Origin of the sequence: Streptomyces sp. NPDC006012 (assembly GCF_042871185.1) — a bacterium.
Lineage (GTDB): Bacteria > Actinomycetota > Actinomycetes > Streptomycetales > Streptomycetaceae > Streptomyces.
Map to the genome: position 1 here is coordinate 62,527 of NZ_JBIAIE010000028.1, position 23,672 is coordinate 86,198.

At 70.6% G+C, this 23,672-nt stretch carries 24 protein-coding genes and 1 pseudogene; 14 read left to right on the top strand and 11 right to left on the bottom strand.

What is annotated here, in order from left to right; translation table 11 throughout:
• The first annotated feature begins 70 nt into the window (after positions 1 to 70).
• The 3 genes from ACFYPJ_RS32850 (at position 71) to ACFYPJ_RS32860 (ending at position 3,530) form a co-directional block, all read left to right on the top strand.
• On the top strand, positions 71 to 910 hold the full coding sequence (locus ACFYPJ_RS32850) for a hypothetical protein (protein WP_389025089.1): 840 nt from the start codon (positions 71 to 73) through the stop codon (positions 908 to 910).
• On the top strand, positions 910 to 1,806 hold the full coding sequence (locus ACFYPJ_RS32855; protein WP_389025091.1) for a hypothetical protein: 897 nt from the start codon (positions 910 to 912) through the stop codon (positions 1,804 to 1,806). Before ACFYPJ_RS32850 ends, ACFYPJ_RS32855 begins: the two co-directional genes overlap by 1 nt.
• A 257-nt stretch (positions 1,807 to 2,063) precedes the next feature.
• A complete protein-coding gene (locus ACFYPJ_RS32860) occupies positions 2,064 to 3,530 on the top strand; it encodes a DUF2637 domain-containing protein (RefSeq protein ID WP_389025093.1) in 1,467 nt (488 codons plus the stop codon).
• 66 nt (positions 3,531 to 3,596) lie between these two features.
• Here the strand turns inward: ACFYPJ_RS32860 and ACFYPJ_RS32865 are convergent, their stop codons facing one another.
• The 5 genes from ACFYPJ_RS32865 to ACFYPJ_RS32885 all read right to left on the bottom strand — a co-directional run bounded on the left by ACFYPJ_RS32865 (position 3,597) and on the right by ACFYPJ_RS32885 (position 6,739).
• Positions 3,597 to 4,505 (bottom strand): lipopolysaccharide kinase InaA family protein, encoded by a 909-nt coding sequence (locus ACFYPJ_RS32865; RefSeq protein WP_389025095.1) that lies wholly within the window; start codon positions 4,503 to 4,505, stop codon positions 3,597 to 3,599.
• Positions 4,506 to 4,622: 117 nt separating this feature from the next.
• On the bottom strand, positions 4,623 to 4,934 hold the full coding sequence (locus tag ACFYPJ_RS32870; RefSeq protein WP_389025097.1) for a hypothetical protein: 312 nt from the start codon (positions 4,932 to 4,934) through the stop codon (positions 4,623 to 4,625).
• A gap of 98 nt (positions 4,935 to 5,032) precedes the next feature.
• Positions 5,033 to 5,752, bottom strand: a complete 720-nt coding sequence (locus tag ACFYPJ_RS32875; protein WP_389025099.1) for a hypothetical protein — start codon at positions 5,750 to 5,752, stop codon at positions 5,033 to 5,035.
• Positions 5,749 to 6,144 carry a DUF6415 family natural product biosynthesis protein gene (locus ACFYPJ_RS32880; protein WP_389025101.1) on the bottom strand — a complete coding sequence of 132 codons (396 nt, stop codon included), beginning with the start codon at positions 6,142 to 6,144 and terminating at the stop codon, positions 5,749 to 5,751. Before ACFYPJ_RS32880 ends, ACFYPJ_RS32875 begins: the two co-directional genes overlap by 4 nt.
• A gap of 187 nt (positions 6,145 to 6,331) precedes the next feature.
• Positions 6,332 to 6,739: an ATP-binding protein gene (locus tag ACFYPJ_RS32885; RefSeq protein ID WP_389025102.1), complete on the bottom strand. Its 408-nt coding sequence runs from the start codon at positions 6,737 to 6,739 to the stop codon at positions 6,332 to 6,334.
• Positions 6,740 to 7,301: 562 nt separating this feature from the next.
• Here ACFYPJ_RS32885 and ACFYPJ_RS32890 point away from each other — a divergent pair.
• The 3 genes from ACFYPJ_RS32890 (at position 7,302) to ACFYPJ_RS32900 (ending at position 9,065) form a co-directional block, all read left to right on the top strand.
• Complete coding sequence (locus ACFYPJ_RS32890; protein ID WP_389025104.1) at positions 7,302 to 8,183, top strand: helix-turn-helix domain-containing protein; 882 nt, start codon at positions 7,302 to 7,304, stop codon at positions 8,181 to 8,183.
• A 1-nt stretch (position 8,184) separates the two neighbouring features.
• The gene (locus ACFYPJ_RS32895) at positions 8,185 to 8,406 is read left to right on the top strand and encodes a DUF397 domain-containing protein (protein WP_389025106.1); all 222 of its coding nucleotides are present in this window, start codon (positions 8,185 to 8,187) and stop codon (positions 8,404 to 8,406) included.
• A 227-nt stretch (positions 8,407 to 8,633) separates the two neighbouring features.
• Positions 8,634 to 9,065 carry a hypothetical protein gene (locus tag ACFYPJ_RS32900; protein ID WP_135788918.1) on the top strand — a complete coding sequence of 144 codons (432 nt, stop codon included), beginning with the start codon at positions 8,634 to 8,636 and terminating at the stop codon, positions 9,063 to 9,065.
• A gap of 61 nt (positions 9,066 to 9,126) precedes the next feature.
• On the opposite strand, the gene ACFYPJ_RS32905 is transcribed toward ACFYPJ_RS32900, so the two are convergent.
• The 5 genes from ACFYPJ_RS32905 to ACFYPJ_RS32925 form a co-directional block, all read right to left on the bottom strand.
• Positions 9,127 to 9,480: a hypothetical protein gene (locus ACFYPJ_RS32905; RefSeq protein ID WP_389025108.1), complete on the bottom strand. Its 354-nt coding sequence runs from the start codon at positions 9,478 to 9,480 to the stop codon at positions 9,127 to 9,129.
• Positions 9,477 to 10,094, bottom strand: a complete 618-nt coding sequence (locus ACFYPJ_RS32910; protein WP_389025110.1) for a hypothetical protein — start codon at positions 10,092 to 10,094, stop codon at positions 9,477 to 9,479. Before ACFYPJ_RS32910 ends, ACFYPJ_RS32905 begins: the two co-directional genes overlap by 4 nt.
• Positions 10,095 to 10,181: 87 nt before the next feature.
• Positions 10,182 to 10,883, bottom strand: a complete 702-nt coding sequence (locus ACFYPJ_RS32915; RefSeq protein WP_389025112.1) for a hypothetical protein — start codon at positions 10,881 to 10,883, stop codon at positions 10,182 to 10,184.
• Positions 10,884 to 11,053: 170 nt separating this feature from the next.
• On the bottom strand, positions 11,054 to 11,767 hold the full coding sequence (locus ACFYPJ_RS32920) for a hypothetical protein (RefSeq protein ID WP_389025114.1): 714 nt from the start codon (positions 11,765 to 11,767) through the stop codon (positions 11,054 to 11,056).
• Positions 11,768 to 11,808: 41 nt separating this feature from the next.
• Complete coding sequence (locus tag ACFYPJ_RS32925) at positions 11,809 to 12,903, bottom strand: peptidoglycan DD-metalloendopeptidase family protein (protein ID WP_389025116.1); 1,095 nt, start codon at positions 12,901 to 12,903, stop codon at positions 11,809 to 11,811.
• 586 nt (positions 12,904 to 13,489) lie between these two features.
• Between ACFYPJ_RS32925 and ACFYPJ_RS32930 the strand changes: the two genes are divergently transcribed.
• From ACFYPJ_RS32930 to ACFYPJ_RS32965, 8 genes are read left to right on the top strand one after another with little or no spacing between them, the layout of a single operon-like run.
• The gene (locus ACFYPJ_RS32930) at positions 13,490 to 14,191 is read left to right on the top strand and encodes a hypothetical protein (RefSeq protein WP_389025118.1); all 702 of its coding nucleotides are present in this window, start codon (positions 13,490 to 13,492) and stop codon (positions 14,189 to 14,191) included.
• Positions 14,188 to 14,517, top strand: a complete 330-nt coding sequence (locus tag ACFYPJ_RS32935) for a hypothetical protein (protein ID WP_135788924.1) — start codon at positions 14,188 to 14,190, stop codon at positions 14,515 to 14,517. The genes ACFYPJ_RS32930 and ACFYPJ_RS32935 overlap by 4 nt, the downstream gene beginning before the upstream one ends.
• Positions 14,517 to 15,296: a hypothetical protein gene (locus tag ACFYPJ_RS32940; protein ID WP_389025120.1), complete on the top strand. Its 780-nt coding sequence runs from the start codon at positions 14,517 to 14,519 to the stop codon at positions 15,294 to 15,296. Before ACFYPJ_RS32935 ends, ACFYPJ_RS32940 begins: the two co-directional genes overlap by 1 nt.
• Positions 15,289 to 17,136 carry a hypothetical protein gene (locus ACFYPJ_RS32945; RefSeq protein ID WP_389025121.1) on the top strand — a complete coding sequence of 616 codons (1,848 nt, stop codon included), beginning with the start codon at positions 15,289 to 15,291 and terminating at the stop codon, positions 17,134 to 17,136. Before ACFYPJ_RS32940 ends, ACFYPJ_RS32945 begins: the two co-directional genes overlap by 8 nt.
• A gap of 3 nt (positions 17,137 to 17,139) precedes the next feature.
• Positions 17,140 to 18,666: an SCO6880 family protein gene (locus tag ACFYPJ_RS32950; protein ID WP_135788926.1), complete on the top strand. Its 1,527-nt coding sequence runs from the start codon at positions 17,140 to 17,142 to the stop codon at positions 18,664 to 18,666.
• The gene (locus tag ACFYPJ_RS32955; protein WP_135788927.1) at positions 18,666 to 20,219 is read left to right on the top strand and encodes a type VI secretion protein; all 1,554 of its coding nucleotides are present in this window, start codon (positions 18,666 to 18,668) and stop codon (positions 20,217 to 20,219) included. Before ACFYPJ_RS32950 ends, ACFYPJ_RS32955 begins: the two co-directional genes overlap by 1 nt.
• 1 nt (position 20,220) lies before the next feature.
• Positions 20,221 to 21,942 (top strand): type IV secretory system conjugative DNA transfer family protein, encoded by a 1,722-nt coding sequence (locus ACFYPJ_RS32960; protein WP_389025124.1) that lies wholly within the window; start codon positions 20,221 to 20,223, stop codon positions 21,940 to 21,942.
• Complete coding sequence (locus ACFYPJ_RS32965) at positions 21,935 to 22,504, top strand: hypothetical protein (protein WP_389025126.1); 570 nt, start codon at positions 21,935 to 21,937, stop codon at positions 22,502 to 22,504. The genes ACFYPJ_RS32960 and ACFYPJ_RS32965 overlap by 8 nt, the downstream gene beginning before the upstream one ends.
• 69 nt (positions 22,505 to 22,573) lie before the next feature.
• Here the strand turns inward: ACFYPJ_RS32965 and ACFYPJ_RS32970 are convergent.
• Positions 22,574 to 23,672: pseudogene (locus ACFYPJ_RS32970) on the bottom strand (hypothetical protein); the annotation flags it as partial.

The window sequence follows — 23,672 nt, forward strand, 5'->3', positions numbered from 1 at the left end:
TCCGCCCCCTGCCGGAGAGGACGGACGCCAACCAGGAAACCCGCCAGAACCCACCCTTGCGAGGAAGATCGTGACGACACCCATCCCAGAGCCTAGCGGGCCTCCGAGCGTAGAGACCGATGCCACGAAAGTAGCCCGCGTCATCGCCGTCGGCGCCCTGAAGGGCGGCACCGGCAAGACCCGACTGGCCAAACTGATCGCCCTGTTCCTCGCGATCGTGCTCGGCCGAAAGGTCGTCATGTTCGATGCCGACAGCGCCAGCCAAACGACCAGCAAGTGGCCGAACAAGGCCCGGCTGCGCGGATACTTCCCGTGGCCGTTCGAGATCATTCGGTACCCGTTCGCCGAGCTGGACAAGGAGATCGACAAGGTCAAAGCCCGGGGGGACGTCGATGACATCGTGGTCGACGTCGGCGGCGGGAACTACGAGTGCTTCCTGGCTGCCGTACGTCGGGTCAACATCCTCCTCGTTCCGCTTTGCCCGGACGAGGGTGACACCGAGCAGGCACCGCAGACCCGAGAAGCCGTCTTCATGGGGGCCGCGCTCAACAACACCGGCAAGCCGTTGTCGATGTACTACGTCTTGACCCGTTGCGAGAACAGCAACGACCGGATCGACGCGCGTGAGCGACTCCTCAACGAGGACCAAGAGGGTGGCGCGTACCCGCTCCTGGACACCGAGATCCCGGCCCTTGTCGCGTACAAGAGGGCCTACGGCCGGATTCCCGGCCCGGCCAACGACGATTTCGAGGACAGGGCGTTGACCGCGAAGGACAAGGAGGAGCGGCCTCGCTGGAAGGACCTCAAGAACTTCATCCCCCTCCTGGTTGAGTCCGAGATCATCACTCGGGAGGAAGCCCTCGGGACGGGCCTGATCGTGAAGCGTGAGCTGGAGAAGGTGACGGTCTGATGGCTAAGGGAGGATCGCAAATCCCAACGGGACCGGACGCGCCGGCGAACGGCTCCGCGGAGAAGGGTGGCGGGGGTGGACGCAACGTCCTTCCGCCGCTGACCGGGTATCCGCCCAACGTCACGCGCGACACCGAGGGGGCCGCCGCCGACACGGCTGAGGAAACAGGCGGCGAGGACGCCCTGCCCGCCGTGGTCATCCCCACGGCTGTCACAGAGGGGCTTCCGTCCGCCATCCACCAGGCGCTGGTGGCGGAGCTCCCGGAGGCTGGCACGCGCGGAGAGATCATTACGGCCTGCGAGCGACGACTGCACGCCGCCCAGACCTTGCGCGAGGCCATGGAGCAGCGGGCGCTTACGGCGTACTTCCACTACGCCGGCCCCGCGGTGCGACTCGCGAACTCCAGTGAGTCGTGGCGGGATATCACGGACCCGTCAACAGGCAAGCCGTGCCGCTCTTGGTCGGCATGGCTGCGCATCGTGAAGGTCTCCAGGCAGCACGCCTTCCGCATGGTGAAGGAGGAACCGCTCATGGAGGCCCTGACGGGCCTGAACGTCGGCGCCCTCGGCGTCCGTCAGATCGACGTCCTCTCTCCCGTTCTGACCAGTCACGGGAAGGACCAGGTCCGCCTGGTGTGGACCACTGCGGCTGAGACCGGAGACACAAGCGCTCCTGCCCTGGAGAAGGTGCGGGCGCAGTTGGGCCTGACGGTGTCCGCCGGCGCCGAGGACGACGATCAGGGCCGTTCTTCATCATCACCGGTGCTGCGGTTCCAGGCGACCCCCGGCACCTTCGACGAGAGCCGAGTCCGCGAAGTGGCACGGTCGCAACCCGAGGTCTCCCTGCTCGTGGCTCGCACCATCCTGTCCGAGTTGCAGGTGGACGGGGCCGAGTAGCGGACCGCGAACCTGTATCGCGCGATACAACATCGCGCCGGGTGGACCTGTATCGCGCGATACAGGTCCACCCGGCTTTTCCGGCAGCTGGAAAAGCGCCTGCCGAGACGAACGTGGTCGGGCGAGGATGCTGGGGTGGTCGGAGTGTGGGTGCCGCCCCCTAGTGTTGTGGGGCCGGAGCGTCACGGAGCGATGATCGGAGAGTCAATGCGTCAGCAGGCGGCGGCTGCCAGCCGCAGGCCAGGCGGGACGGAATCATGCTGGAGGGGGCAGCGCTGATGAACATCGAGAAGTACCTGCTGCCAGCCGGAATTGGGTTCGCCGCGCTCGTCGTCCTCCTCATCGTCACCATCGTCCTGCGTGCACGCCGCAGCCGCGAGCAGGACAAGATGTCCGCCGAGGACCGGGAACGCTTGGCCGAGGAGCGCCGGAAGACGTGGCGCCGGCGCTTGGCGGTGACGAGTCTCGGGATCGCCTTCGCGATCATCCTCTGCATTGCCGGGATCGCGGCCTGGCTCTCCTTCGGCGCCCAGAAGGCATACGCCTTCGACCGCAACGGCGGCTCCTGGGACGCCGCCACCGGCTTCGCGCTCCTCCTGGACGCCGGCGCGCTCGGCCTCAGCCTCCTCCGCCTGTTCGAGGCCCTGACGGCACGATCCAGTCAGCTGACCCGCTTCTACCTCGTCGCGTTCATCGTGGCCAGCGCGACGATGAACCTGCTTCACGCCCCGTCGCCCTCGCTCGGGGGGCGACTCGTAGCGATCATCCCGCCCCTGGTGTACGCGGTGTTCCTGGAGACGTTGCTGAAGAAGGTCGAGCAGCTAGTCCTGGGCAAGTACCCGAAGCGGAAGCGCAGGGACACCGAACGCGGCTACAGCCTGCTGCTGTGGGTGCCCTTCGTCGGATACCCGCGCCAGATGTGGAAGCGCTGGCGCGACGACCTCCACGACACCCTGGACAACGTCCGGGCCCCCGGCAGCAGGAAGCCTCTCGCCGCGGCGGCCACCCTGGACCTGACACCGGGTGAGGACGAGAGGCCGACACCGGACGAGAGCCCGAAGGCCATCCCTGCGCCGTCCGCCCTCCGGCAGGCAGCTCCATCGGCCTCGCCCCCTGCTGCACCGCTTGGCGCCGAACCGAGGCCCACGCAGCAGCCCGCCTACGCCCAGGCCGCGTCCGTACCCGCACCGCGCGCGTCGAGCACTCCAGGTCCCGCAGCAGAGAGCCGTCTCGCTCCGAGCCCCGCAGCAGCGGGCTCTGCAACGCCTCGCCCCCCTGCTTCAACCGCGCCTCCCGGGGAGCGGACGAAGAAGGACCAACTCCGGGATGCCTTGGTGGATCAGGTCCGCGCAGGGGACCTGACCGTGCTGAGCAACACCCCCCAGATCGCCAACGGAGCGGCCTACAAGGCGAACCAGGCTCTCGGGCGGGCCGCCGGGGAGGGCCAGGACCATCGGGGCAACCAGAAGGGGCTGATGGCAGAGGGGGCCGTCCGCGCTGCGGTCAAGAGCCTCCTGCCGGAACTCCGGAGGATCGCTGCGGAAGTCGAGGGCGAGCGTGCCGCTCAGCGAGCAGCAGAGTCGGAGCCGGCGCCCGAGCATCAGCGTCAGGCTCAGGACGAGCCGCCTCACGAACGACCGCGCGACACCGAGCAGGGGCAGGCATTGCGTCCTCGGGGAGCCGAATCCGAAGTAGAGGAACCTCAGCACGCCGCGATGACGTAGCGAGGAACGTGAAGGGGGCCCGGCGGTCGACCGCCGGGCCCCCTTCACGTTCCTCGCTACGCGCCGTTACAGAGACGCCATCCAGTGAGCCAGCTGCTCAGCCGACGGCCGCGCGCCCGCAGGGGCTTCGAGTACCGGCAGCAAGACCCGCTCCAGGGCGGGCCAGTGCGGAATGGTCCCGCACGGAATGCGGTTGCGTAGCAGCAGCCGTCGGAGCACGGCCGCCGTGAAACGGGCCGGGTCGACTCCTGCCGTGGCGTAGTTGCGGTGCCAGGTGCCGGTCGCCGCCCACCAGAGGCCGGCCGCGAGGGCGTACACCTCGTCCGAGGGCTCGGTGACCACCGGCCGCACCCCGGCCTCGATGCGGTGCATCAGTTCGGGTGACATCAGATGGAGCAGCCCGCCGAGGAAGGTGTGCGACGGTGCCAGCACCGGGCCCGACGCCCATGTGCAGTCGATGAAGCGGACCGCGCCGGATGTGTGCACGGTGTGGTGCGGCTGGAGATCGCCGTGCACCCACCCGGCCGCGTGCAGGGCTCCGACGGCCTGGCACACGTCGACCGCCGCGGCGAGGGCCGAGGCCCGGTCCTCGTCGTGCTGCTGCCGTACGCTCTCGAACCGCGCCCAGGTGGAGGCGCCTTCGAGCCACGGCGTGATGAGCCACGCCGAGCCCGTTCCCCGGCCCCCCTTCGCCCGCCCCCCGTACGACAGGCCGGGCACCAGGGAGTGCGTCTGCTGGAGCACCGCGGTTTCGCGGGCAACGGTGGCGGCCCCCTCGCCAGTGCCGACCTTCAAGGCCCACAGCCCGCGCGGTCCGGACACCTGCCAAACGGCCGCACCCCGGCGGTCCGTCACCTGCTCCCAGCGCGCGGGCTCTCCCGCCAGCGCCTCCGCATCGGCCCGGCCGATCAGCGGTGCCTGCGCGACACGTTGCCCCGGCAGGCTGACGGACTTCGTCCCCTCAACGTCCAGCACGGAAAGGCCCTCTCTCTACGGTCCGCGACGGTCGCGGTCAGGTCGTCGGTGACGGGACGGCGGAGAATCCGGTGCCCACCGGCCGGCGGTGCGGCACCGGTGCGACGCCGGTCCGCCTCAGAGCAAGTTCTGAGCGGTCACGACTGCGATCACGGTCCACATGGCGCCTAGGTAGGTGCACAGGCAGCGGACCAGCACCGGGTGGTCGCGGTACATGCGCTTCAGGGCGGCGAAGCCCGTCCTGCCATCGGACTGCGCTCGGAAGCCGAAGAACGAGACGGTCACCGCGGACACCTGCACGGCACGGCCCCCGGCCTGGTCCGGGTCCTGGTCCTGGTCCAGGAGCACGTCCATCAGGGTGCGGGGCTCGAAGTCCTGCCGCGGCGGACGTTTCGCGCGAATGCGACGCAGGTACGGGAAGTCAGGCATGGCGGTTCGCTCTCTCGGTTGCTGCGGCGGGCGCGGTGCCCGCCGGCTGCTGACCGTCCGACGACCCGGGCGCGAAGCACCGGGCCGCCGGACGGGGTCTAGGCCGCGACGCCCAGCGTCGCGAGTTCGGACAAGTCCACGGGGGTGCAGCCGTGCAGAGTCACGACGTCGCGAGCGGCGAGGGTCCAGCGGATGGCCGGGTCCTCGAACGCGGCCTCCTCCAGCGGGTCCTTGGGGTCCTTCGGCGGGATCGGAAGAAGGGTCCGCGGGTCGTAGGCGATCCCGGCCACGCCCCAGGGCTGCGCCCGCTCCACCAGCGCGGCCGCGTGTCCCTTACGCAGCGGCGGGCACGACTCGACCGCTTCCATAGCGCACGGCAGGCACACGGGCGGGGTGGTCGTCCTCTCCCCGTCATGGATCGGCCGTCCCTCGACCGCGCGGGCGAGGAACAGATGCCGCTCGCCCCACCGGCGGAAGTCGTCGTTGAAGGTCGTTTCCCCGCAGACCTGGCACAACATGTGGGACATGGCCTGTCGCTGCCGCAAGGGGTGGACGGCGGCCAGCTGCGGTGTGCCCCGGCCCCGAAGGAGCGCGCGGCGGACCCAGAGAACGTCGTGCCGGCGGTCGGCCCGGCTCACCTCGTCGGCGTACGCGATCCCCCCTCCGGCAAACCGGGGCCGCTCGACCACCCGGTACCGGGGCGTGCTCTCCTCGCTCCACGGCGCGATGAACGGGACGTGGAGGCCCTGCCAGTGGAACTGCGGGCGGGCTGCCGTCTTCCGGGGCTGTGGTGCCGCTGGCGGCCTACGGCTGGTCACGCGACCTGCTTGATCGTGCGCGTGACGGTGAGCCGTTCGAGCAGATCGTTGGCAACGGCGCCTTGCTTGCGCAGGTGAACGATCCAACCGGGGTGGTCCTGCGGAAGTTCCACCGACTCCAGCTCGGCGGCGCGGGCGATCAGCCGCCACACTTCGGGGTCCGCGGTCTCGGCCGCCTCGGCGATGGCGGCCAAGCGCTCCAGGTCCTCGCGTAAGCGCTCATGGATGTCCTCGACCTCGGTCGCCGCGGGCGGCTGGGGGTCGAGCGCGTCCCCGATGTCGTCCAGGATTTCGGGGAGCGTGCGCATCTTCCGCAGGGCAGCGGCCAGCCGGGCAAGCAGCTCCGGGTTGGCTTGGTTCGCTCGGGCGGGGGCCGCGAGGGTCGTGTGCATCAGCGGTTCCCTATCTCGTAGACGTGCCGCCCCTGACCGGGGTTACGGGGGGTTCTCCCTGTCAGGGGCGGCACGGGGGGCGCCGGTTGGGCGCCCGCGGTCCGCGCCGGACGGCGTACTCGCCGGTCCGGCGCGGTGGCTGTGGTGGACGGCGCGGGATGCACGACGGCGCACACGGCCGTGCCGGTCACCGGGAACCGTCCGTGGTGTCAATCGCGGCCCAGACCTTCAGTCCGGTTCCGGCTGCGGCAGCCCCCCACCGGCTGGCCAGCCGGTGGACGATGCCGAGCCCGCGGCCGTCCTCGTCCCAGGTGTCCCCGGCCTGCGTGAGGAGGTTCCTGAGCGGTGCCACCGGGCGGGGGCCGTCGTCCTGGACGGCCATCTCGACCTCGTCCTGGCGACGGAAGAGTTCCAGCTCGATGCGGGGTGAGCGCGTGTGCTGTACCGCGTTGGTCGTGAGCTCGGAGACCAGCAGGACGGCCGTCTCCACGGCGTCCTCGGGCACCCGCCAAGCGTTCAGGGCCTCGCGGACGCGATGGCGGGCCTTGGCAGGGGCGTGGTCGTCACCAGGGAAGTCGTACTGGTGAGGGCGCAATTCGACAGCGGGGGCCCGAGCCAGGTCGACCGGCGTAAGGGTCGCGCGCTCGTGGGCGGCCCGAAGGCATCCGGCGTGGGCTCGAACGTCCCACCAGAGCACGTCGCCGCCAGGGCTGACTGTGCACGCACGGCCGGCGGGTGCGAGATCCCCATGCATCTCCCGGCAGTGCAGGCACGCATCACCTTGTAGAACGCGTAAGACCCCGGTGGTGACGTCGGAGATCGCGAACCGGCGCTCCTCCGGGACCTGACTGGGCTTCGGCATCATCCGGGTTTCCTCCCCGGTCGGCATGTCCTCGGTACCCGCTTCAAGATCACTTTGAGTCGCGGGGCGAGCGCGTTCTGTGGTGACCGGACCCAGGATGCCACCAGATTCGCTACCGTGGAAACCCTTCTCGCAGAATTCTGCGTGAAGGACTGGAGCTCGAACTTACGTGCGGCAACGGGGTGCTGACGGATGCTCATGAGCTGGCAGAATTCATCGCACTTGCGCAGAAGATTTCTTGCCGTGCCAGAAGGGTGACCGACACACTGGCTCTTGCTCGACGAAGGGATGCGGGATGAGTGAAGAAGCAGGGTCGGCCGCACCGGCACTGTGCCGTCTCCAGCTGGCCATCGAGCTGCGGGAGCTGCGTGACGCGAGGGGCATGACAGCGGCGTCGGTGGCCAAACGGCTGGTGGTCAGCCCATCAAAGATCAACCGGCTGGAAGCTGCCGAGAACGGCATCGTGGAACCGGCAGATGTGATGGCGCTCTGCGACATCTACGAGGCGGACCCCGAGCATCGAGACACCCTGGTCGGCTACGCCACCGTGACCAAGACGAAGAAGGACTGGTGGCAGAAGCGGGAGCTGGCGCCAGTCATCAGTCCCGGCTTCAAGGCATACCTGGGGCAGGAGGCTGTTGCCGCCGCGGTCCAGAACTACGAGAACGAGTTCGTCCCCGGCCTGCTCCAGACCGAGGCGTACGTGAGGGCGCTGCCGCTCCCGACGCAGGAGCTCAGCCCCGCCGGAATCGACAAGTTGGTGGCCGTACGGATGACCCGTCAGGAAGCCCTGCACCGCGAGGACTCTCCCCTCAAGCTGACGGCCATCATCAATGAAGCCGTGCTCAAGCGGCGCATCGGGGACTCCGCGGTGATGCGTGAACAGCTCGGGCACATCGCAGAGCTCGCCACCTCCCTGCCCAACGTCCGCATCCAGGTCGTTCCCTTCGACCTTGGGGCACACCCCGGCATGAACGGCGCCTTCACCTATTTGCGGTTCGGTGACCGCTCGCCCTTCCCGCCGATCGTCTACCTGGAGAACCGGGCCGACGCCTGGGTCCTGCGCAAGCCCTCTGACACCGACCGTTACGACGAAACATTCTCTGACCTGCAAGCGGCCGCTCCAGGACACACGGAGTCCGTGAGCATGATCCATAAGGCAATCAAGGAGTTTTGACATGGCCCACCGGGACGACGACGCGCAGACCGGCGACTGGTTCACCTCCAGCTACAGCGATAACCAGGGTGGTCAGTGCGTCGAGGCCCGACGCATGGGCGCCGGCGCCACGGGCAAGATGGCGGTTCGGGACTCCAAGGACCCCGGCGGCGCCGTCTTCGAGTTCGACCGCACGACGTGGATGAACTTCCTCGACACGATGAAGGGTGAACCGTCTCCCTGAGCACACCCACGCCCGCACACGTTCCGGCCCGGCAGGTCTTCTCCTGCCGGGCCGGAACTGTCTCCCGACGGGGCCGGCGACAGCCCGGGAAGAAACCCGCAGGCCACATGTCTTAGCCAGGTGGTAGAAAGCAGACAGTGACGCAGGCAATTCGCGCCACTCCGGGCGGCTGCGCCGCAAGTCGGTGGATCGCCCTGGTTGTTCGTGTACGCGGGGAGTGAGAAACGATGTCGTCGTTGGTGAACACCTGGGTCCGTCTGTCCTCGGATCGCCTCATCAGAGCGGACCGCATCGTCGGCGTCGACCTGTGGGGGCCGCCGAACGGCGAGAAGCAGACCGAGGTCGTCCATGACGAGCCGGCCCGCATCATGCTCCAGATCGAGGGGGACGACGAGGAACCCTGGCGGGAGGCTGCGACGGTCAGCGCGGAGCGAGGCGGTGAACTCATCACCCATCTGCTGGCGGTGCTGAACGGCCCGCTGGGCGACGCCAAGGTCCGCTACGTCTACGGCCTGTTCCGCGGCGAGGAGCTCTCCCGGTGGATGCACGGTCCGAGCATCCCGGCCCCGCCGGACGGCACGGTGCGGCCGCTGCATCACGTCGGGAACCCGCACCCAGGCCACGGGCTGACGAAGGGGCTGCTGCCCGCCCGCCGGTGACCGGCCGAGAGCACGCGAACGCCCCCGCCGCGGCGGGGGCGTTCGCGTGCGCGGTCACCCGTCAGTGGGGGTTGAGCCCTGTGGCCTCGGCCTCCTGGCGGACGTAGCGGTCGAGGTTCGAGACGTTCCACGTTGAGTGCGAGGCGGGCAGCGGACCGCGGTGGCCGCCGTGGAGGGTGTCGTGCTTCCACAGCAGCTGTGCGGTCAGCTCCGCGTCGCGACGGGCTTCCTCGGGGTCGCTCCCGGTGTCGGCGGCGGCCGCGAGGTGGCGCTGCGCGAGCGCAGCACGGCACAGTCGGTACTCGCGCTCCTGCTCCACCGTGGTGGTGCCGGCCGCGTCGCTGACCCGGAGGTCGTCACACATGCGCTGCACCTCGTGCGTCGAGCGCAGGAGACTCCACAGGTCCTCGGTCATGCTGCACGTCCCTTCTTGAGCGAGCGGATGGTCAGCCAGGCCGTGGTGACGGCGGCGACGGCACCGATGGCGCGATGGAGGGCCTGGTCGAGCTCGAAGGCCGCTGTGCCGGGCCCCGAAGCCTCCACCTGGGGTGTGCCGTCCTCGTCGAGACGGCGGACGACGGTGCAGTGCTCGACGTACCCACACTTCCCCGCCTTCGCGGCGAGCCACAGCAGGGGCTGGCGCTTGTCGATCACGAGGTGGGTGAGCGCGTTGATGCCCGTGCCGGCGGCCAGAGCCGTGACCGGCACGCGGTAGCCGAGGACGCGGGTGAGCAGGACGGTTCCCGCAGCCTGGCCGGCGCTGTAGCTGGCGACGTGCCGGGCGGCGCTGATCCAGCCCAGACGGGTGGCGGTCATGGTGGGCTGGCCGCTCCGGTCGTCGTCCGCGGGCTCGTGTCCCACGGGCGTTCCGTCGCGGTAGACCAGGTGGCGGCCGAGGGCGCCCTTGTTCGCCGCGTCCCTGCCTCCCTGGAACCACTGGTCGAACAGGGGGTGCAGGGCGTCCCAGGTGGCCAGCAGCCCGCCGGTGAACGCCAGGGCCTGCACGGGCGCCGAGCGATCGGTCATCATGGTGTTGTTCCTCGTTTCGTCGTTACGGGATTGAGGGCGCCCCCGGGGCGGCCGCGACGCCTGCAAGCAGTCGGCGGCCCCGGGTTCTCATGCCTCTGGCTGGTCCTCATGGGCCTTGCCCTGCCGCGCGGCGGTGATGGTGTTGGTGCCGGCGGGGCCGGACCAGCCGCACCGGCAGAGGGCGATCACCTTGCCGGGCTCCTCCTCGCTGTCGTAGACGTTGGTCTCGTGCTCGCGGGGCGGCTCGGGGGTGCGGGGCAGTTCACCGCCGTTGGAGTACAGCGCCGCGCGCTCCGTGTGCTGGGTCAGCCAGGCCCTCCACGGGGCCGGGTCGCCGTCGACGATGCGCTGGTGGCGCTCGGCGACGGTGCTGTGGTGCTGACGCAGTTCGTCGCCGATCTCCCGGAAGGTGAGCCGGGCCCGGCCGGTCGGGCCCGGCTCACGGGCGATGAGGAGAAGTTCCTCCTTCAGCGCGGTCATGCGCGTCTCCAGGCGGCGCACGTCCCGGATGTAGGCCCGCAGGGCGTCCGGGGCGATCTCCTCTCCGGTGCGCACCGCCTCCAGGGCTCGCACCGCCGTGTCGGCCTCGTCTGCGACGGTCCAGCTGGTGACGGCACCACCGTGGAAGTGCAGGAGGTAGGAGGTGGTTCCGTCCGGCCAGAAGGCGGTCGGGCCGGCGAGCTCGGTGGGTTCCATCACGGTCGCCGCGGGTGTTCGGGTCTCCGGGTCCAGTTCCACCTGGGCGATCTTCCACTGCGGGCCGGTGTAGCTGGAGCTGTACGTGGTCACGACTCTCCTCCGCATCCTGTCGGGGTTCCCCGACAAGAGAGAGTTTGTCGGGGAAACCCGACAGACGTCAAGCGGGCCGCCCGGCCCTCGACCCGGACCCGCTCGATTCCGGCCAGACGCGCGTGAGCCCCCGGCGGACGTCGCCGGGGGCTCACGGGGAGGGGGTCGTTCTACTGCGGGGGCTGCTGGTGGCGTGCCACCCGGCCCTGGACGAAGCGGAGCGCCTGGTCGTCGCTGCCGAGGACCAGGGCGGTCACGGAGGCGAGATCGGAGCCGAGGCGGACGATCTCGGCGTGATCGGTGACCTGCTGCCAGAGGTGGATGGCTCGCTTGACGGATTCCTGGGTCTGCGGTGCGGAGGGCCCGAGCAGGCCGATGTTGAGACCTGCGGTGTGCAGGTACCAGCGGGTCGCGGTTGCGTGGTCGCCCGTCATGAAGGCGAGCCAGCCGCGGAGTTCGCGGATGTTGACCGTATAGGTGTGGCGCTCCCCGAACAGGGCGGTCAGCTCTTGGTCGAGCTTCTCGGCCTCGACCCCGGCGACGCTGAGTCCGTGGTGGTCTTCGGGCCGGCCGAACGCCGCGGTGACGGCGTTGATGCGCTCCATGAATCCCGGCGGGAGTTCCGCCAGGGCAGCGGCGGCAGCGTCCCCGGCCGGCTGCTGGGCGACGCCCTCCTGACCGGTGTTCGCGGCGGCCTGCTCCGCCTGGTGCTGCACGGGGCCGGACTCGCCCGTCTCCGCGGCGGCGTCGGCCGCCGGCCGCGCCTCGGCCTGCGGAGCCTGCTGTACGGCGGCCGCCGCCGGTTCGGCCGCGGGTCGGTCCGGGTCGGGGGACGTCCAGAAGTGGTGGGTAGCGGTTCCCCAGGGGCGGTAGTGGTCGCTCACGGCGGTGTCCTTGCTGGTGGTGGCGTCGGTCGGTGGGACGGTCAGATGTCGATGCCCTTCTTGCGCAGGTAGGGCAGGGGGCTGACGTCGGTGCCGTAGTCGGGGCCGGTCCGGATCTCGAAGTGCAGGTGCGGGCCGAAGGCGTTGCCCGTTTCGCCGGACAGGCCGATGACCTGGCCGCCACTGACGCTGTCGCCGGTGGAGACGCGAACCTTGCTCATGTGGGCGTACTGGCTGTACATGCCGTCCGCGTGCTTGATGACCACCTGGTTGCCGTACGCGCCGCCGGGTCCGGCCGCGACGACCTTCCCGGGACCGACGGCGTGTATGGAGGTGCCGGTGGGCACCGCGAAGTCGATGCCGGTGTGGTAACCGCTGGACCACGCGCCGCCCTGCTGGTGGTACGGCGTCCCGAGCGGTCCCTTCACCGGCCGGCCCCACCCGCCGGAGGTGCCCGGCTCCCCGGAGGTGTTCGGGGCGGTGAGGCTCTCGACGGTGGCCATGATGATCTTCACGTAGTTGTACGTCTGCCCGTCGGCGAAGCTGGCCGGGGGGACGCCTTTGTACTCGTCGACCCGGCCCCATCCCGCGTTGTAGCCGGCGAGCGCCAGCTCGATGGGCGATCCGTTGTAGCCGGGGTGCTTCTTGGCGGTCTTGAGCAGCTTGCACATCATCTCCCCCTGGGAGGGGATGGCGTCCTCGGGGTTCCAGACGTCCTTCTTGCCGTCACCGTTCCCGTCGATCCCCGACGACGCCCACGTGCCGTCAATGAACTGCGCGATGCCCTTGGCGAGAGGCCGTTTGATCGTCTCTCCGGTCGCGGGGTCCTTCACGTACTCGTAGGACTGGGCTTTGGGGTTGAACCCGGACTCCTGCTTGAGCTGGGCCGCGAGGACCGACGCCGGAAGGCCGGCGTCGCATTCAGCAGCCGCCTTCTCGATCAGGCCCGCGTACTGCGCGGGTACGTAGCCCTTGCCGATCCGCAGCGAGCCCGCAGCGCTGAGGTCGAAGTCTCCTCCGCCGCCCCCCTTGTCGTCGTCGCTGGCCGCGATGAGCAGGATGATCCCGAGCCCCAGCGCCAGCGGGCTGACGACGAAGACGGCCGCCGTCAGCGCGATCCCCCGTTTGGCCTTCAACCGCTCCCCCTCGCCTCACGGTGTCCCCGGCCCGCTTCCGCGCGGCTCCGCCAGTCGTTAACCGGCCACGGAGCCCGACGCCCGGGTGCCACCCCTCGCCACTGAACGTCACATTGCCACATGGCATTTCCCGGCCCAAAGGCAGTAACGCGGATCGCGGCGGCGTCACCCACACGAGGTGCAACAGAATTACCCAAAGCGTCGTTAAAGATGATGAACCGCATCAACTGGGGTGCCACATAAAGGAATTGACACGCGTCCCTCATCAAGGGCACCACTGGTGTGTCGGATGCCCGTCATAGACTTCCGGACACGTGTTCACGTCGCGTGATCATGAGAGTGGTTACAGTTGCAATACGGGGGAGCGTTGCCTAAGAAACAGTCACAGGGCGTGACGTTGCCCGCCCAAACGCGCGTGCTGGTACCGGTGTTGGGCGCGACGGGCGGAAGCGGCCGGTCAACTACCGCTGGCCTGCTCGGTCTTTCCTTCGCAGCTGCGGGCAGCAGCGTGGTGCTGGACACGGCATCGCGGTTGTCCTCTCCGTGGCCGTCCTGGCCGAATCAGCCCGGCGCCGGACTGGCCTCGTTGCCGCCGGACCGCCCGTTCACGCGCGAGCAGGCCCAGGCCGCCGCCTCGACCTTCCCGGCCGCGGACGGCAGGAGCTGGGGCGTGCTCACCGACCACCTGGAGTGGCACCAGGGACAGCTCGCGCTCCCCGAGGACCCGGCGGCCTGGTACCAGCTGGGAGCCGGGGGAGGCTGGCAGGCCGTCGTGGCCGACACCACGCACCTCATCGCCCACGACATCGTCACCGCGCGGGCCGGCGGCCGCCCCGGGCTGACGGCGGCCTGGTGCTCGCTGCCCTTCTCCGTACCGGTGCTGTGCGCGCTGGCCACCGGGCCCGGCGTCGCCGCGCTCCAGACGGCCATCAAGGCCGCTTCCGCGGAGGGGTTGCCTCTCCAGCGCGCCGTCGTGGTGCTCTCCTCACCGGGAGAGGGCCGCATCCCCGCCGCCGTCAAGGCGGCTGCCACGATGCTCCAGTCCCTGGTGGCGGCCGTAGTGACGGTGCCGTGCGATCCGCACATCCGCACCCACGGCCTGGCCGACCCCGACCGCCTCGGCCGGCGCACCAAGGAGGCGGCCGAGCGGGCCGTCGCCGCAGTGCTCGCAGCGGCTCACCGGACCTGGGGCGATCCGCTGCCGCCCGCACCGATCCCGGCGGCCCTGCCCGCCGGTCCGACCCAAGATCCCGCCCAACCCGTTTCAGAAGGGGGCCTCACCACATGAGCCAGTTCCTCCAGACCCTCCACGACGTCACCACGCTCGCGGCGGACGAGCCGGTGATTCCCGGCTTCACGCCGTCCCTGCCCGGCGAACTCCAGAACCCCACCGGCAAGATCCTGGGCTGGACGGCCGGCGGCGGGCTCGCGCTGGCGGTGCTGGGCGGCCTGACCGGCTGGGCGTGCGTCGCCATCGGCCACAACACCGAGCGCGGCCAGCTCGCCGCCCGCGGCAAGTCGGCCATCGTGTGGTCGGTCGTCGCCGCCGTCGGCATCGGCGTCACCAGCGGCCTGGTCTGGGGCTTCTACACCATGACGCAGGGCGGCAAGTAATGGCGGACCGCTACGAGAGCCGGGCCCGCAGGGCCCGGCTGAAGCTGGCGGGCATCGGCGTCGGCGTCGTCGCGGTCCTGGCCGTCGGCGGCACCCTCGTGGTGACGCTGTGGGGCGACGACGACAGCAGCGGACCCGGCTCGCCGGACGCGAAAGCCTCGCCGAGCGCCTCGTCGACCGCCTCGCCCGGCGCCTCGGCCATGAAGGAGTTCACCCCGGCCACCGCCCCGCCCATCCCGCTGCTGAAGCCGACGTCGAACGCCGGCGGCAGCATCGGGACCGGCTTCGAGCACTCCAACCTCGGCGCGGTCAGCGCGGGCGTCTCCTACTGGGAGGACCTCGACCTCCTGGACGACGTCCTGGCCCGCAAGCAGTGGAAGGCCATCGCGGCCGCGGACTCCCCCGGGACGGTCGACCAGGGGGTCAGCGAGGTGCGCAAGGTCCGCGAGGGCGTCGGGCTGCCTCCCTCCGGGGGCACGCCCGACGGCATCACCTTCAGCACCAGCGTGAAGGCGGCGCTCGGCCGCTCCCTGGACAAGACCGGCGACGTCGTCGTGGTGTGGCTGAACTACGACCGGTTCGCCACGATCCGCGACAAGGGCGCGGACGACAATCCGCTGCGTGACGAGACCACCAGCCTGGTCCTCAAGTGGGAGAGCGGGGACTGGAAGGTCACCACCGACCCGCAGTGGACCGCCAAGGTGAAGGGCCCGCACGCCTACGACCCGGACAGCAAGTACGCCTGGCTGGACGGCTGGAGGCAGGTGTCCGATGACTAGGACCCTCGCGCGGGTCGGCGCCCTCGTGGCCGCCCTGCTGATCATGCTCACGTCCGGCACGTCGATAGCGTTCGCCGGCGCCAAGCCGCCGGACCCCTATCCGGAGTCACTGAGCCACGGCGAGCGGGTCGGCATCAACAAGCAGACGGGCGAATACTGCGACCTGGACGACGCCGACCAGAAGAAGCGCCTGAACTGCCGGGCGCCGGAGGACTGCCAGGACTTCCCCGCCGGGCAGACGGTCTGCATCGGCGAGGGCTCCAGCGACCCGGAGGACGCCCGGACCTTCGAGCTCAACGAGCTGAAGCGCTGGGAGAAGAAGGCCGACAAGAACGCGCCGAATTACGAGAAGTATCACAGCTATCTCGTCAAATGCGTGAAGACCGATAAGAAGTCGTTCCAGCAGTGCAACGCCGAGGCCGCGGGGAAGTATCCGCCGCCCGCGAAGACGCCGCTGGACTGGGTCGCGGGCAAGATCAGCGACATGGCCGCCAACGCCCTGGAGGAAGCGGCCTCTATGCTGGGCCACTCCGTGGTCTGGCTGCTGAAGCAGTTCGCCGATGCCTTCAACTCGATCAGCACCATCGACCTGTCCAAAACCGGAATCGGGCCGGTCCTGGGAATTACGACGGGATTGTCCGTCATCATCGCGGCATTCCTGATGCTGGTGCAGTTCTCGAAAGTCGCTGTTTCCCAGCAGGGCGGTCCGGCCGCCACCGCGATCGTCGGCCTGGCCAAATGGGGCGTCATCCTCGGGGTCTATCTCTTCGGCACCCAGGTGGCACTCAACTGGTCCGACACCCTCAGCACCGCACTGATCAACTACACCTTCGACTCCGGCGGAAGCACCAACGGGGACGCAGCCGACGCCATGGAGAAGCAGCTCGGGATGCTGTTCAGCGGACTCGTCGGCGGCGGCGGCGCCACCGCGGCGGGCTCGGCCCTGATCACCGGCAGCGGCATCGCGCCGACCGCGGTCGGCTTCGTGATCGTGATCTCGATCCTCTGCATCCTGGCGATCGGTGCCCTGTGGGTGGAGATGCTGGTCCGTCAGGCCGGGATCATGATCCTCGTGACGATGATCCCCGTCGCGCTGGCGGGCTCGATGTCCGACGCCACCAAGGACTGGTGGCCCAAGACGCGGAACGCGCTCATCGCCTTGATCCTCATGAAGCCGACCATCGTGATCATCTTCTCCATCGGGTTCTCCGCGATGTCGGGCGCCGAGGGCGTGCGCAACGTGATCGTCGGCCTGATCATCTTCGTGGTGGCCGCGACCAGCTGGCCCGTCCTGGCCAAGTTCATCGTCCTGACCAGCAACGGCGAGGGGAACTCCGCCGCGTCCGGGATGATCAGCAGCGTCGGCAGCAGCGTCTCGTCCATGTTCGGCGGGAACCAGGCCGCGCCCAGCGGCGCGGGCACCGTCGGCGGCGGCGGGGGCTACACCAAAGCCCTGGAGGGCGAGAACTCCTCCGCGGCCTCCGAGTCGAACGGCGGCGGAGGCGGAGGAGGCGGCGGAGGCTTCTGGTCCAAGGCGATGCTCGGCAGCAAGGGCGGCAGCTTCATGGGCAAGGCCGGCGGTGTCGTCGGCGTCGGCCTCCAGGTCGCCGCGGTGGGCAAGGACATGGCCGAGAGCAGTCTCCAGAACGCCGCGGCCCACGCGGGCCTCGGTCACGGCGCCCAGGGCGGCCGTCACGTCGTGGTCCCGCCTCGCAGCGGCGGGCAGGACCAGCCGGCCGCCGTCCCGGCGCAACCGGCGACGCAGGAGTCCGAACCACCGACGCCCGCCCCTTCACCGGCGCCCCCGCCCCCCAACCCCACCCAGTCGGACGGGAGCTGACCCATGTCCCAGACCGAACCCGCCGTGTACGGCGGCTGGCAGGCGGAGCGAAGCGGCTTCATCGGGAACCTGAGCGGCTTCGGGTTCATCCTGGTCGCGGGCGCCGCCGTCAGCGCCATGATCCCCATCTACTCCCGCTCCTGGGGCGTGGCCGTCATCGCCCTGCCCCTGTCCGCCGTCATGCTCGTGCTCGCCTACGGGCGAGTCCTCGGGCTGTCGGCGGACGAGTGGATCGTCCTCGCAGTAAGGCACCAGATCGCCGTGGCAACCTCGCGCAACGTCTTCTTCAGCGGAATCTTCGCCCCGCGTACCAAGGACGGCACCCAGCCGATGGACCTGCCGGGGCGGCTCGCCCGGCTCCACCTGCTGGAGGCGCCGGACGGTCTCGGCGGCCAGATCGGCGTCATGCACAACTCGACCGAAGGCACGTACACGGCGATCTGCCGGGTCACCTTCCCCGGCCTGGCCTTGATCGACACCGAGAAGCAGAACGCCCGGGTCCGCGGCTGGGCCGCCTTCCTGCGCAGCCACTGCAAGGAGGACTCGGCGATCACCCGGATCTCCGTGCACCAGCGCAGCCTGCCCGACGACGGCGCGGCCCTGCGTTCCTGGACCGAGCGGCACATCGCACCCGAAGCTCCGCAGGCCGCTGTTCAGGCCCTGGGCGAGCTGATGGAGAGCGCGGGCCCGGTGGCGACCAGCCGGGAGACCTACCTGTCCATCACGCTGTCCGCCGCGCGGGCCCGGCTCGCCGTGAAGGGCGCCGGCGGCGGGCAGGTCGGTGCGGCCGCCGTCCTGGTGCGCGAGATCAACGCCATGGCCGGCGCCCTGTCGTCGGCCGGCCTCCAGGTCGCCGAGTGGCTCTCCCCCCGCGGAGTCGGCCAGGTGATCCGGACCGCGTTCGACCCCGAGGCCCAGCTCGCCCTCTCGGCGCGCAACACCGCGGCCGATGACGCCAAGTGGGAAGGAGCCCCCAAGGGGCTCGCCCCCGAGGTGTCCGGGCCTGCGGCGACCGAGACCGGCTGGGGCCTGTACCGGCATGACGGTGCCTGGACCGTCAGCTACCAGGTAAGGGGCTTCCCGCAGTCGGAGGTGTACGCGACCTTCCTCCAGCCGCTGCTGCGGCCGCGGGCGAACGCCAGGCGTGCGCTGTCCCTGCTGTACGAGCCGATCGGACCGGCCAAGGCCCGCCAGGAGCTGGCCCGCGAGAAGACCAAGCGGGACGCGGTGCGCAAGGTGCGGGCGAAGACGGGCCGGGCGGAGAGCGAGGACGAGCGCCGCGAGTCGATGACCGCGCGGGCCCAGGACGTCGCGCGGGCCAGCGGCCACGGCGTCGTCCGCCTGACGGCCCTGATCGCGGTCACCGTGACGGACCTGGAGCAGCTGGAGACGGCGTGCGCCGAGCTCCAGGCGGACGCCTCCTCGGCGGGTCTGGAGATCCGACGGGTCTGGGGCGCCCAGGACGACGCGTTTTCCATCGCAGCCCTGCCGCTCGGCCAGGGGCTGCCCGACCGGAGGGTGGGCCTCTGATGGCGCTTCCCTTCCGCCGCGGCAGCGGCGGCGGCGACACGAAGCTGAAGGCCGCGCCGCTCGGGGACTTCCTCGACGAGATGTCCGCCGGCCCGATCCCCCGTCAGCTCTCCGCGCGGGAGCTGCGGCGCGCGCGCCTGCTGGAGAGTCCCGAGGACGCCATGCGGATCGCCCCGCGCAAGGGCTGGAGCCAGCCCTTCGCGGGGCGGGTCGCCTCGCTGGCGAAGGCCGAGGTCTTCCGGGCCGACACGCAGCGCGCCTCCGGGATCTACCCCTTCCTTCACGCCGCGTCCCTCCCGCCGATCGGCGTCTACATCGGCTGGAACACCCTGACGATGCAGGCGTTCTCCGCCCACCCGGCCGCCTGGGTCCGCGAGGGCCTGTGCACCAACCCGAACGTGATGGTGACCGGCATCCCGGGCTCGGGTAAGTCGGCGCACATCAAGGCCCTGTGCTTCCGGCTGATGGCGCTGGGCCACCGCACGCTGATCGCCGGCGACGTCAAGGGTGAGTACGCCGCCCTGTGCGAGCACCTCGGAGTCGAGCCGGTACGGCTCGGCCCCGGCCTGCCGGGCCGCCTCAATCCCCTGGACGCCGGCCCGCTCGGCTACGACCTGGAGAACATCACCGACCGCGCCGTCCTCCTGGGCCGCCTCAAGGAGATCCACCGCCGACGGCTGACCCTCCTGAAGGCGCTGCTCGAACTCCAGCTGCGGCGGAACCTGCGGCCGCAGGAGGAGGAGTGCCTGGACGTCGCGGTGCGCGAGGTCACCGGCGAGCTGCACGGCCAGACCCACCTGGAGACCCCCACCCTGCCCCGGGTCTACGACAAGCTCCGCGACCCCAGCGAGGCCATGGCCCGCGAACTGCGGGTGCGGGACAACGACATCCAGCTCGCCCGCGAACAGATGGCGTCCCTGCGTTCCGCGCTCGGCGGCATGATCACCGGGCACCTGGGCGGCCTCTTCGACGAGCAGACCTCCATCGGCCTCGACTGGGACGCGCCGATCCAGAGCGTCGACATCAGCGCGCTGGAGCAGTACGGCGACGAGACCGTGGCGATGGTGCTGACCTGCGTGTCCTCCTGGGCCCAGTCGGCCATCGACCGGCCCGGCGAGCGCCCGTGGATCGTCGTCCGCGACGAGCTGTGGCGGCAGATGCGCTCCGGCGGCGCCGCGATGGTCCGCAAGATCGACGCGGACCTCCGGCTCTCCCGGGCGACCGGCACGATCCAGCTGCTGGCCACCCACCGCCTGAGCGACTTCGAGTCCGTCGGCGCGGCGGGCTCCGAGGCCACGGCCATCGCCAAGGACCTCATCGCCAGCTGCGAGACCCGCATCCAGCTCGCGCAGGACACCAAGCCGCTGGCGATGACGCGCGAGGCGATCGGCCTGACCGACGCCGAGTGCGACCTCATCGGCGGCTGGGGTGCCGGCCAGCGCGGCCGCGCCTTGTGGAAGGTCGGCCGCGGCGGGGGCAGCCACGCCGTCCAGCTGCTGCTCAGTCAGACAGAGAAGGCCCTGTTCGAGACGGACGAGCGGATGGTGGTGTGAGGTGGCCGGCGACAAGAGCATGGACGACGGCACCCTGCTGGCCGCGATCGGCTTCGGGTTCGCCCTCGGCGCCAGCGGCATCGTCCTGAGCGCCGCGCCGCTGGCCGGGCTGGTCAGCGGGCGCGGCTGGTCCAGCTCGACCAGGAGCCTGCCCGAGACGGTCTTGATGACCGTCACGCACGGCCCGGGGTCCGTCTACGAACCGGCCCCGCCCACCTGGGCGTTCCTCCTCATGATCGGAGTGCTCCTCGTCCTCCTGATCGTCCTGCTGGCCCTGCTGCTGAAGTCCTTCGGCCGCAGGAAGCCCCGCCTGGACGGTGCCCGGTGGGGCGGCAGGAAGACCGAGCTGGAGATGGCCGCTCCGGAAGACCCCGAGCTGCGGCCGGCGCGCATCACCGCCGGGCGCGGCCAGCAGACCAAGAAGATCGTCGCGGTCATCGAGCGGGCCGGCTCCGCCATCGCCTTCGGCCCGCCCGGCAGCGCGAAGACCACCGGCCTGCTCATGGGCAACGCCGCCGAGTGGCAGGGCCCGTGCGTGGTGACCACCACGAAGTCCGCCGACCTGGAGGCGATCTACAACAGCCGCCGGGAGATCGGCCCGGTGTGGATCATCGCGCCCGCCGGACTGCCGAACGACCGGGAAACGGCCCACTGGTCGCCGGTCGACTACGCCAAGGACGACGAATCCGCCGAGCGGATGGCGGAGTGGATGGCCGACGCGGCCCAGAAGCACTACGACCCGCGGTCCGAACCCTGGATCGCGCAGGCCCGCGCGATCCTGGCCGGGCTGCTCCTCGCGGCGAACATCAGCGGCGGCGGCCTGCGGGCCTTCAGGGAGTGGCTCGCCCTCGGCAAGGACGCCGTCGACCACGTCCGCTCGATCCTCGAACCCGAGCACCCCGAGGTCGCCATGGACTATGCCCAGCCCTGGCTGAAGCTCCACGAGGACGGTGCCGGGTCGGTCCAGTTCACCTTGAACGTGGTCGCCTCCGTCTACCGCAACCGGGACGTCCGGGTGGTCGCCGAGCGCACCGACTTCAGCGCCGAGCAGCTGCTGGAGGAGAAGGGCACCGTCTGTCTCGTCGCCTCGCCCTCGAACGCCGAACGGTACGGGCCCCTGTTCACCTCCATCATCGCCTCGATCATCCACGCGGCCGAGGCCAAGTTCGAGAAGACCGGGGAGCCCCTGGACCCGGCTTTGGGCTGCTTCGTCGACGAGGCCGGCAACGTCCTGCGGTACCCGAAGCTGCCTACGACCCTCACCACCGGCCGCGGAATCGGCATCGCCATGCTGACGATCTGGCACGACCTGGCCCAACTCGCCGCCCGCGTGGGGCAGGACGGGGCCCGCACCGTGATCTCCGCGTCCACCCTGCGGATGCTGCTGCCGGGCCTGGCCGACGACAACACCCTGCGGTACTTCAACTACATCTTCGCCAAGGAGCAGGTCGAGCGCTCGACCCGCTCCTCCGGCCGGTCGGGCAGCTCGACGTCCACCAGCGTGGTGGAGACCGACCTGCTGCCGGTGGACAAACTCCGTGAGATCCCCACGTTCACCGCGATCGTCCAATACTTCAACCTCCCGCCCATCCGGGCGAACATGAGGCTCACCTGGCGGGACGAGGACCTGCGGAAGTGGCTGACCCGCCCGCCCTCCCCGACGTCCCCAGTCTCCCTGGACAAGGACCCGACCGCCCCGGCCCTGGAGACGCACCGTGGCTGACACCGAAGCGACCGAAGCGACCGAGCCAGCCAGCACCCCGGCGGCCCCCGCGGCCGAGAAGAAGCCGCCGCCGCCCCAGCGGTGGGTGTGGTCCGACATGGACCTCGACGAACGCGAGGCGCGACTGGGCGAGATGACCCTCTGGGTGGACTGGCTGATCAAGACGTACGACATCCGCAACCAGGTCGCCCGCTGCTGGTACCGCCACCCCAGGATCGTCGAGCACCTGACCGCCCTCTACACCGGCTGGTTCCGCACGTACGCGGGCGATCCCACGAAGCTCGGGCTGCGGTCGGAAGCCGAGTGGATCAAGGACCTGTACGCGTTCCTGCCGCGGCTGAACAGCGCCAGCTGCCAGACCTCCCACACCGAGACCCCCGCCCCGGCGCTCACGGCTGACGACAGGGCGTTCTCCGAGTGGCTCGATGAACCGCCGGCGTTCCTCACCGCCGAGCGCTTCCACCCGGCGAAGGCCCAGAAGCTGCGGCTGGCCGAGGAGGCCAAGGCCGCCGCTCAGGCACGGGCCGCCCGCAAGGAGAGCGGGGAGAAGAAGGAGAGCTGACTGCCGTGCCGCTACGGCGGAGGGCCCGGGAAGCGACGCTTCCCGGGCCCTCCGCCGTCGTACGGGCGGTCACCGCTTGGTCCCGCCCCGGCTCTGCTGCTCGTCGGGGCCCTGCTGCTGCGCGGACTGCTGCTGAGACTGCTGCCGGGCGGCCTCCTGCTGGGCCTGGACCCGGCGGGCCTCCTCCGCGACGCGCTGCTCGTACGGCTGCGCATCACGGCGGTTCATCTCCTGCCTGACCGCGGCCGCGGCCGCGTCGAGCTTCCCGACCTCGCCCCGCGCCGATGCCGCCTCTCGGCCCGCGGTGTCGGCCCGGCGCTGCCGCGCCTCCTTCGTCCGCTCCAGCACGGCCTCGCGCGAACCACCGCTTCGTTCCCACGACGCCAACGCCTCGTCGTGCTGCGCTGCGGGGCCGGCCGTCCGCTCGGCGTCGGCCTGCCGCTGCCGGAGGGCGGTGATCCGCTCGGCGGACCGCTCGTGCTCCGTCCGCAGCTCCGCCAGACGGTTCTCCAGCTGCACTCGGTCCTCACCCCGTACGGCGGGGCGGCCGAAGCGGGCGGTCTCGGCCAGACTCGCCTCAATGCGGACGGCTTCCTCGCGGGCCCTGATGTCGGCGGTCTGTGCGGCGGGCAGCTCCACGGCGATGGCCCGCAGGTCCTGGATGGCCTCGATCCGGGCGGCGCGCTCAGCGACACTGCGCTCGACTGCGCCGCCGGGCTCCAGCGCGGCGTGCAGTTCCGCAGCCTTCGCCTCCTGGGCAGCGGCGTGCTCCTGCGCCGTGTCGGCCGCCTCCACGTAGTAGGCCAGCGTGGTCGAGAGCTCCGCATCGGGCACGTCCGCGTACGGGCGAGGCTCGGACGGGTTGCTCTGCTGCCGTTCCTCCCCTGCGCCGGCGTCCTGCTGCTCGGCCGCAGTGTCGACGGCCGCCTCGACCTCGACCTCCGCGGTCTCCTCGACGGCCTGGTCCTCGTCGCGCTCCCGCTCGTCCTCGCGGACCAGCTCCGCCTCCGGCTCCTCGACCACCGTCTCCGAGAGGTCCTCGGCCGCAGTGTCGACGGCCGCCTCGACCACGTCCTCCGCGGTCTCCTCGACGGCCTGGTCCTCGTCGCGCTCCCGCTCGTCCTCGCGGACCAGCTCCGCCTCCGGCTCCTCGACCACCGTCTCCGAG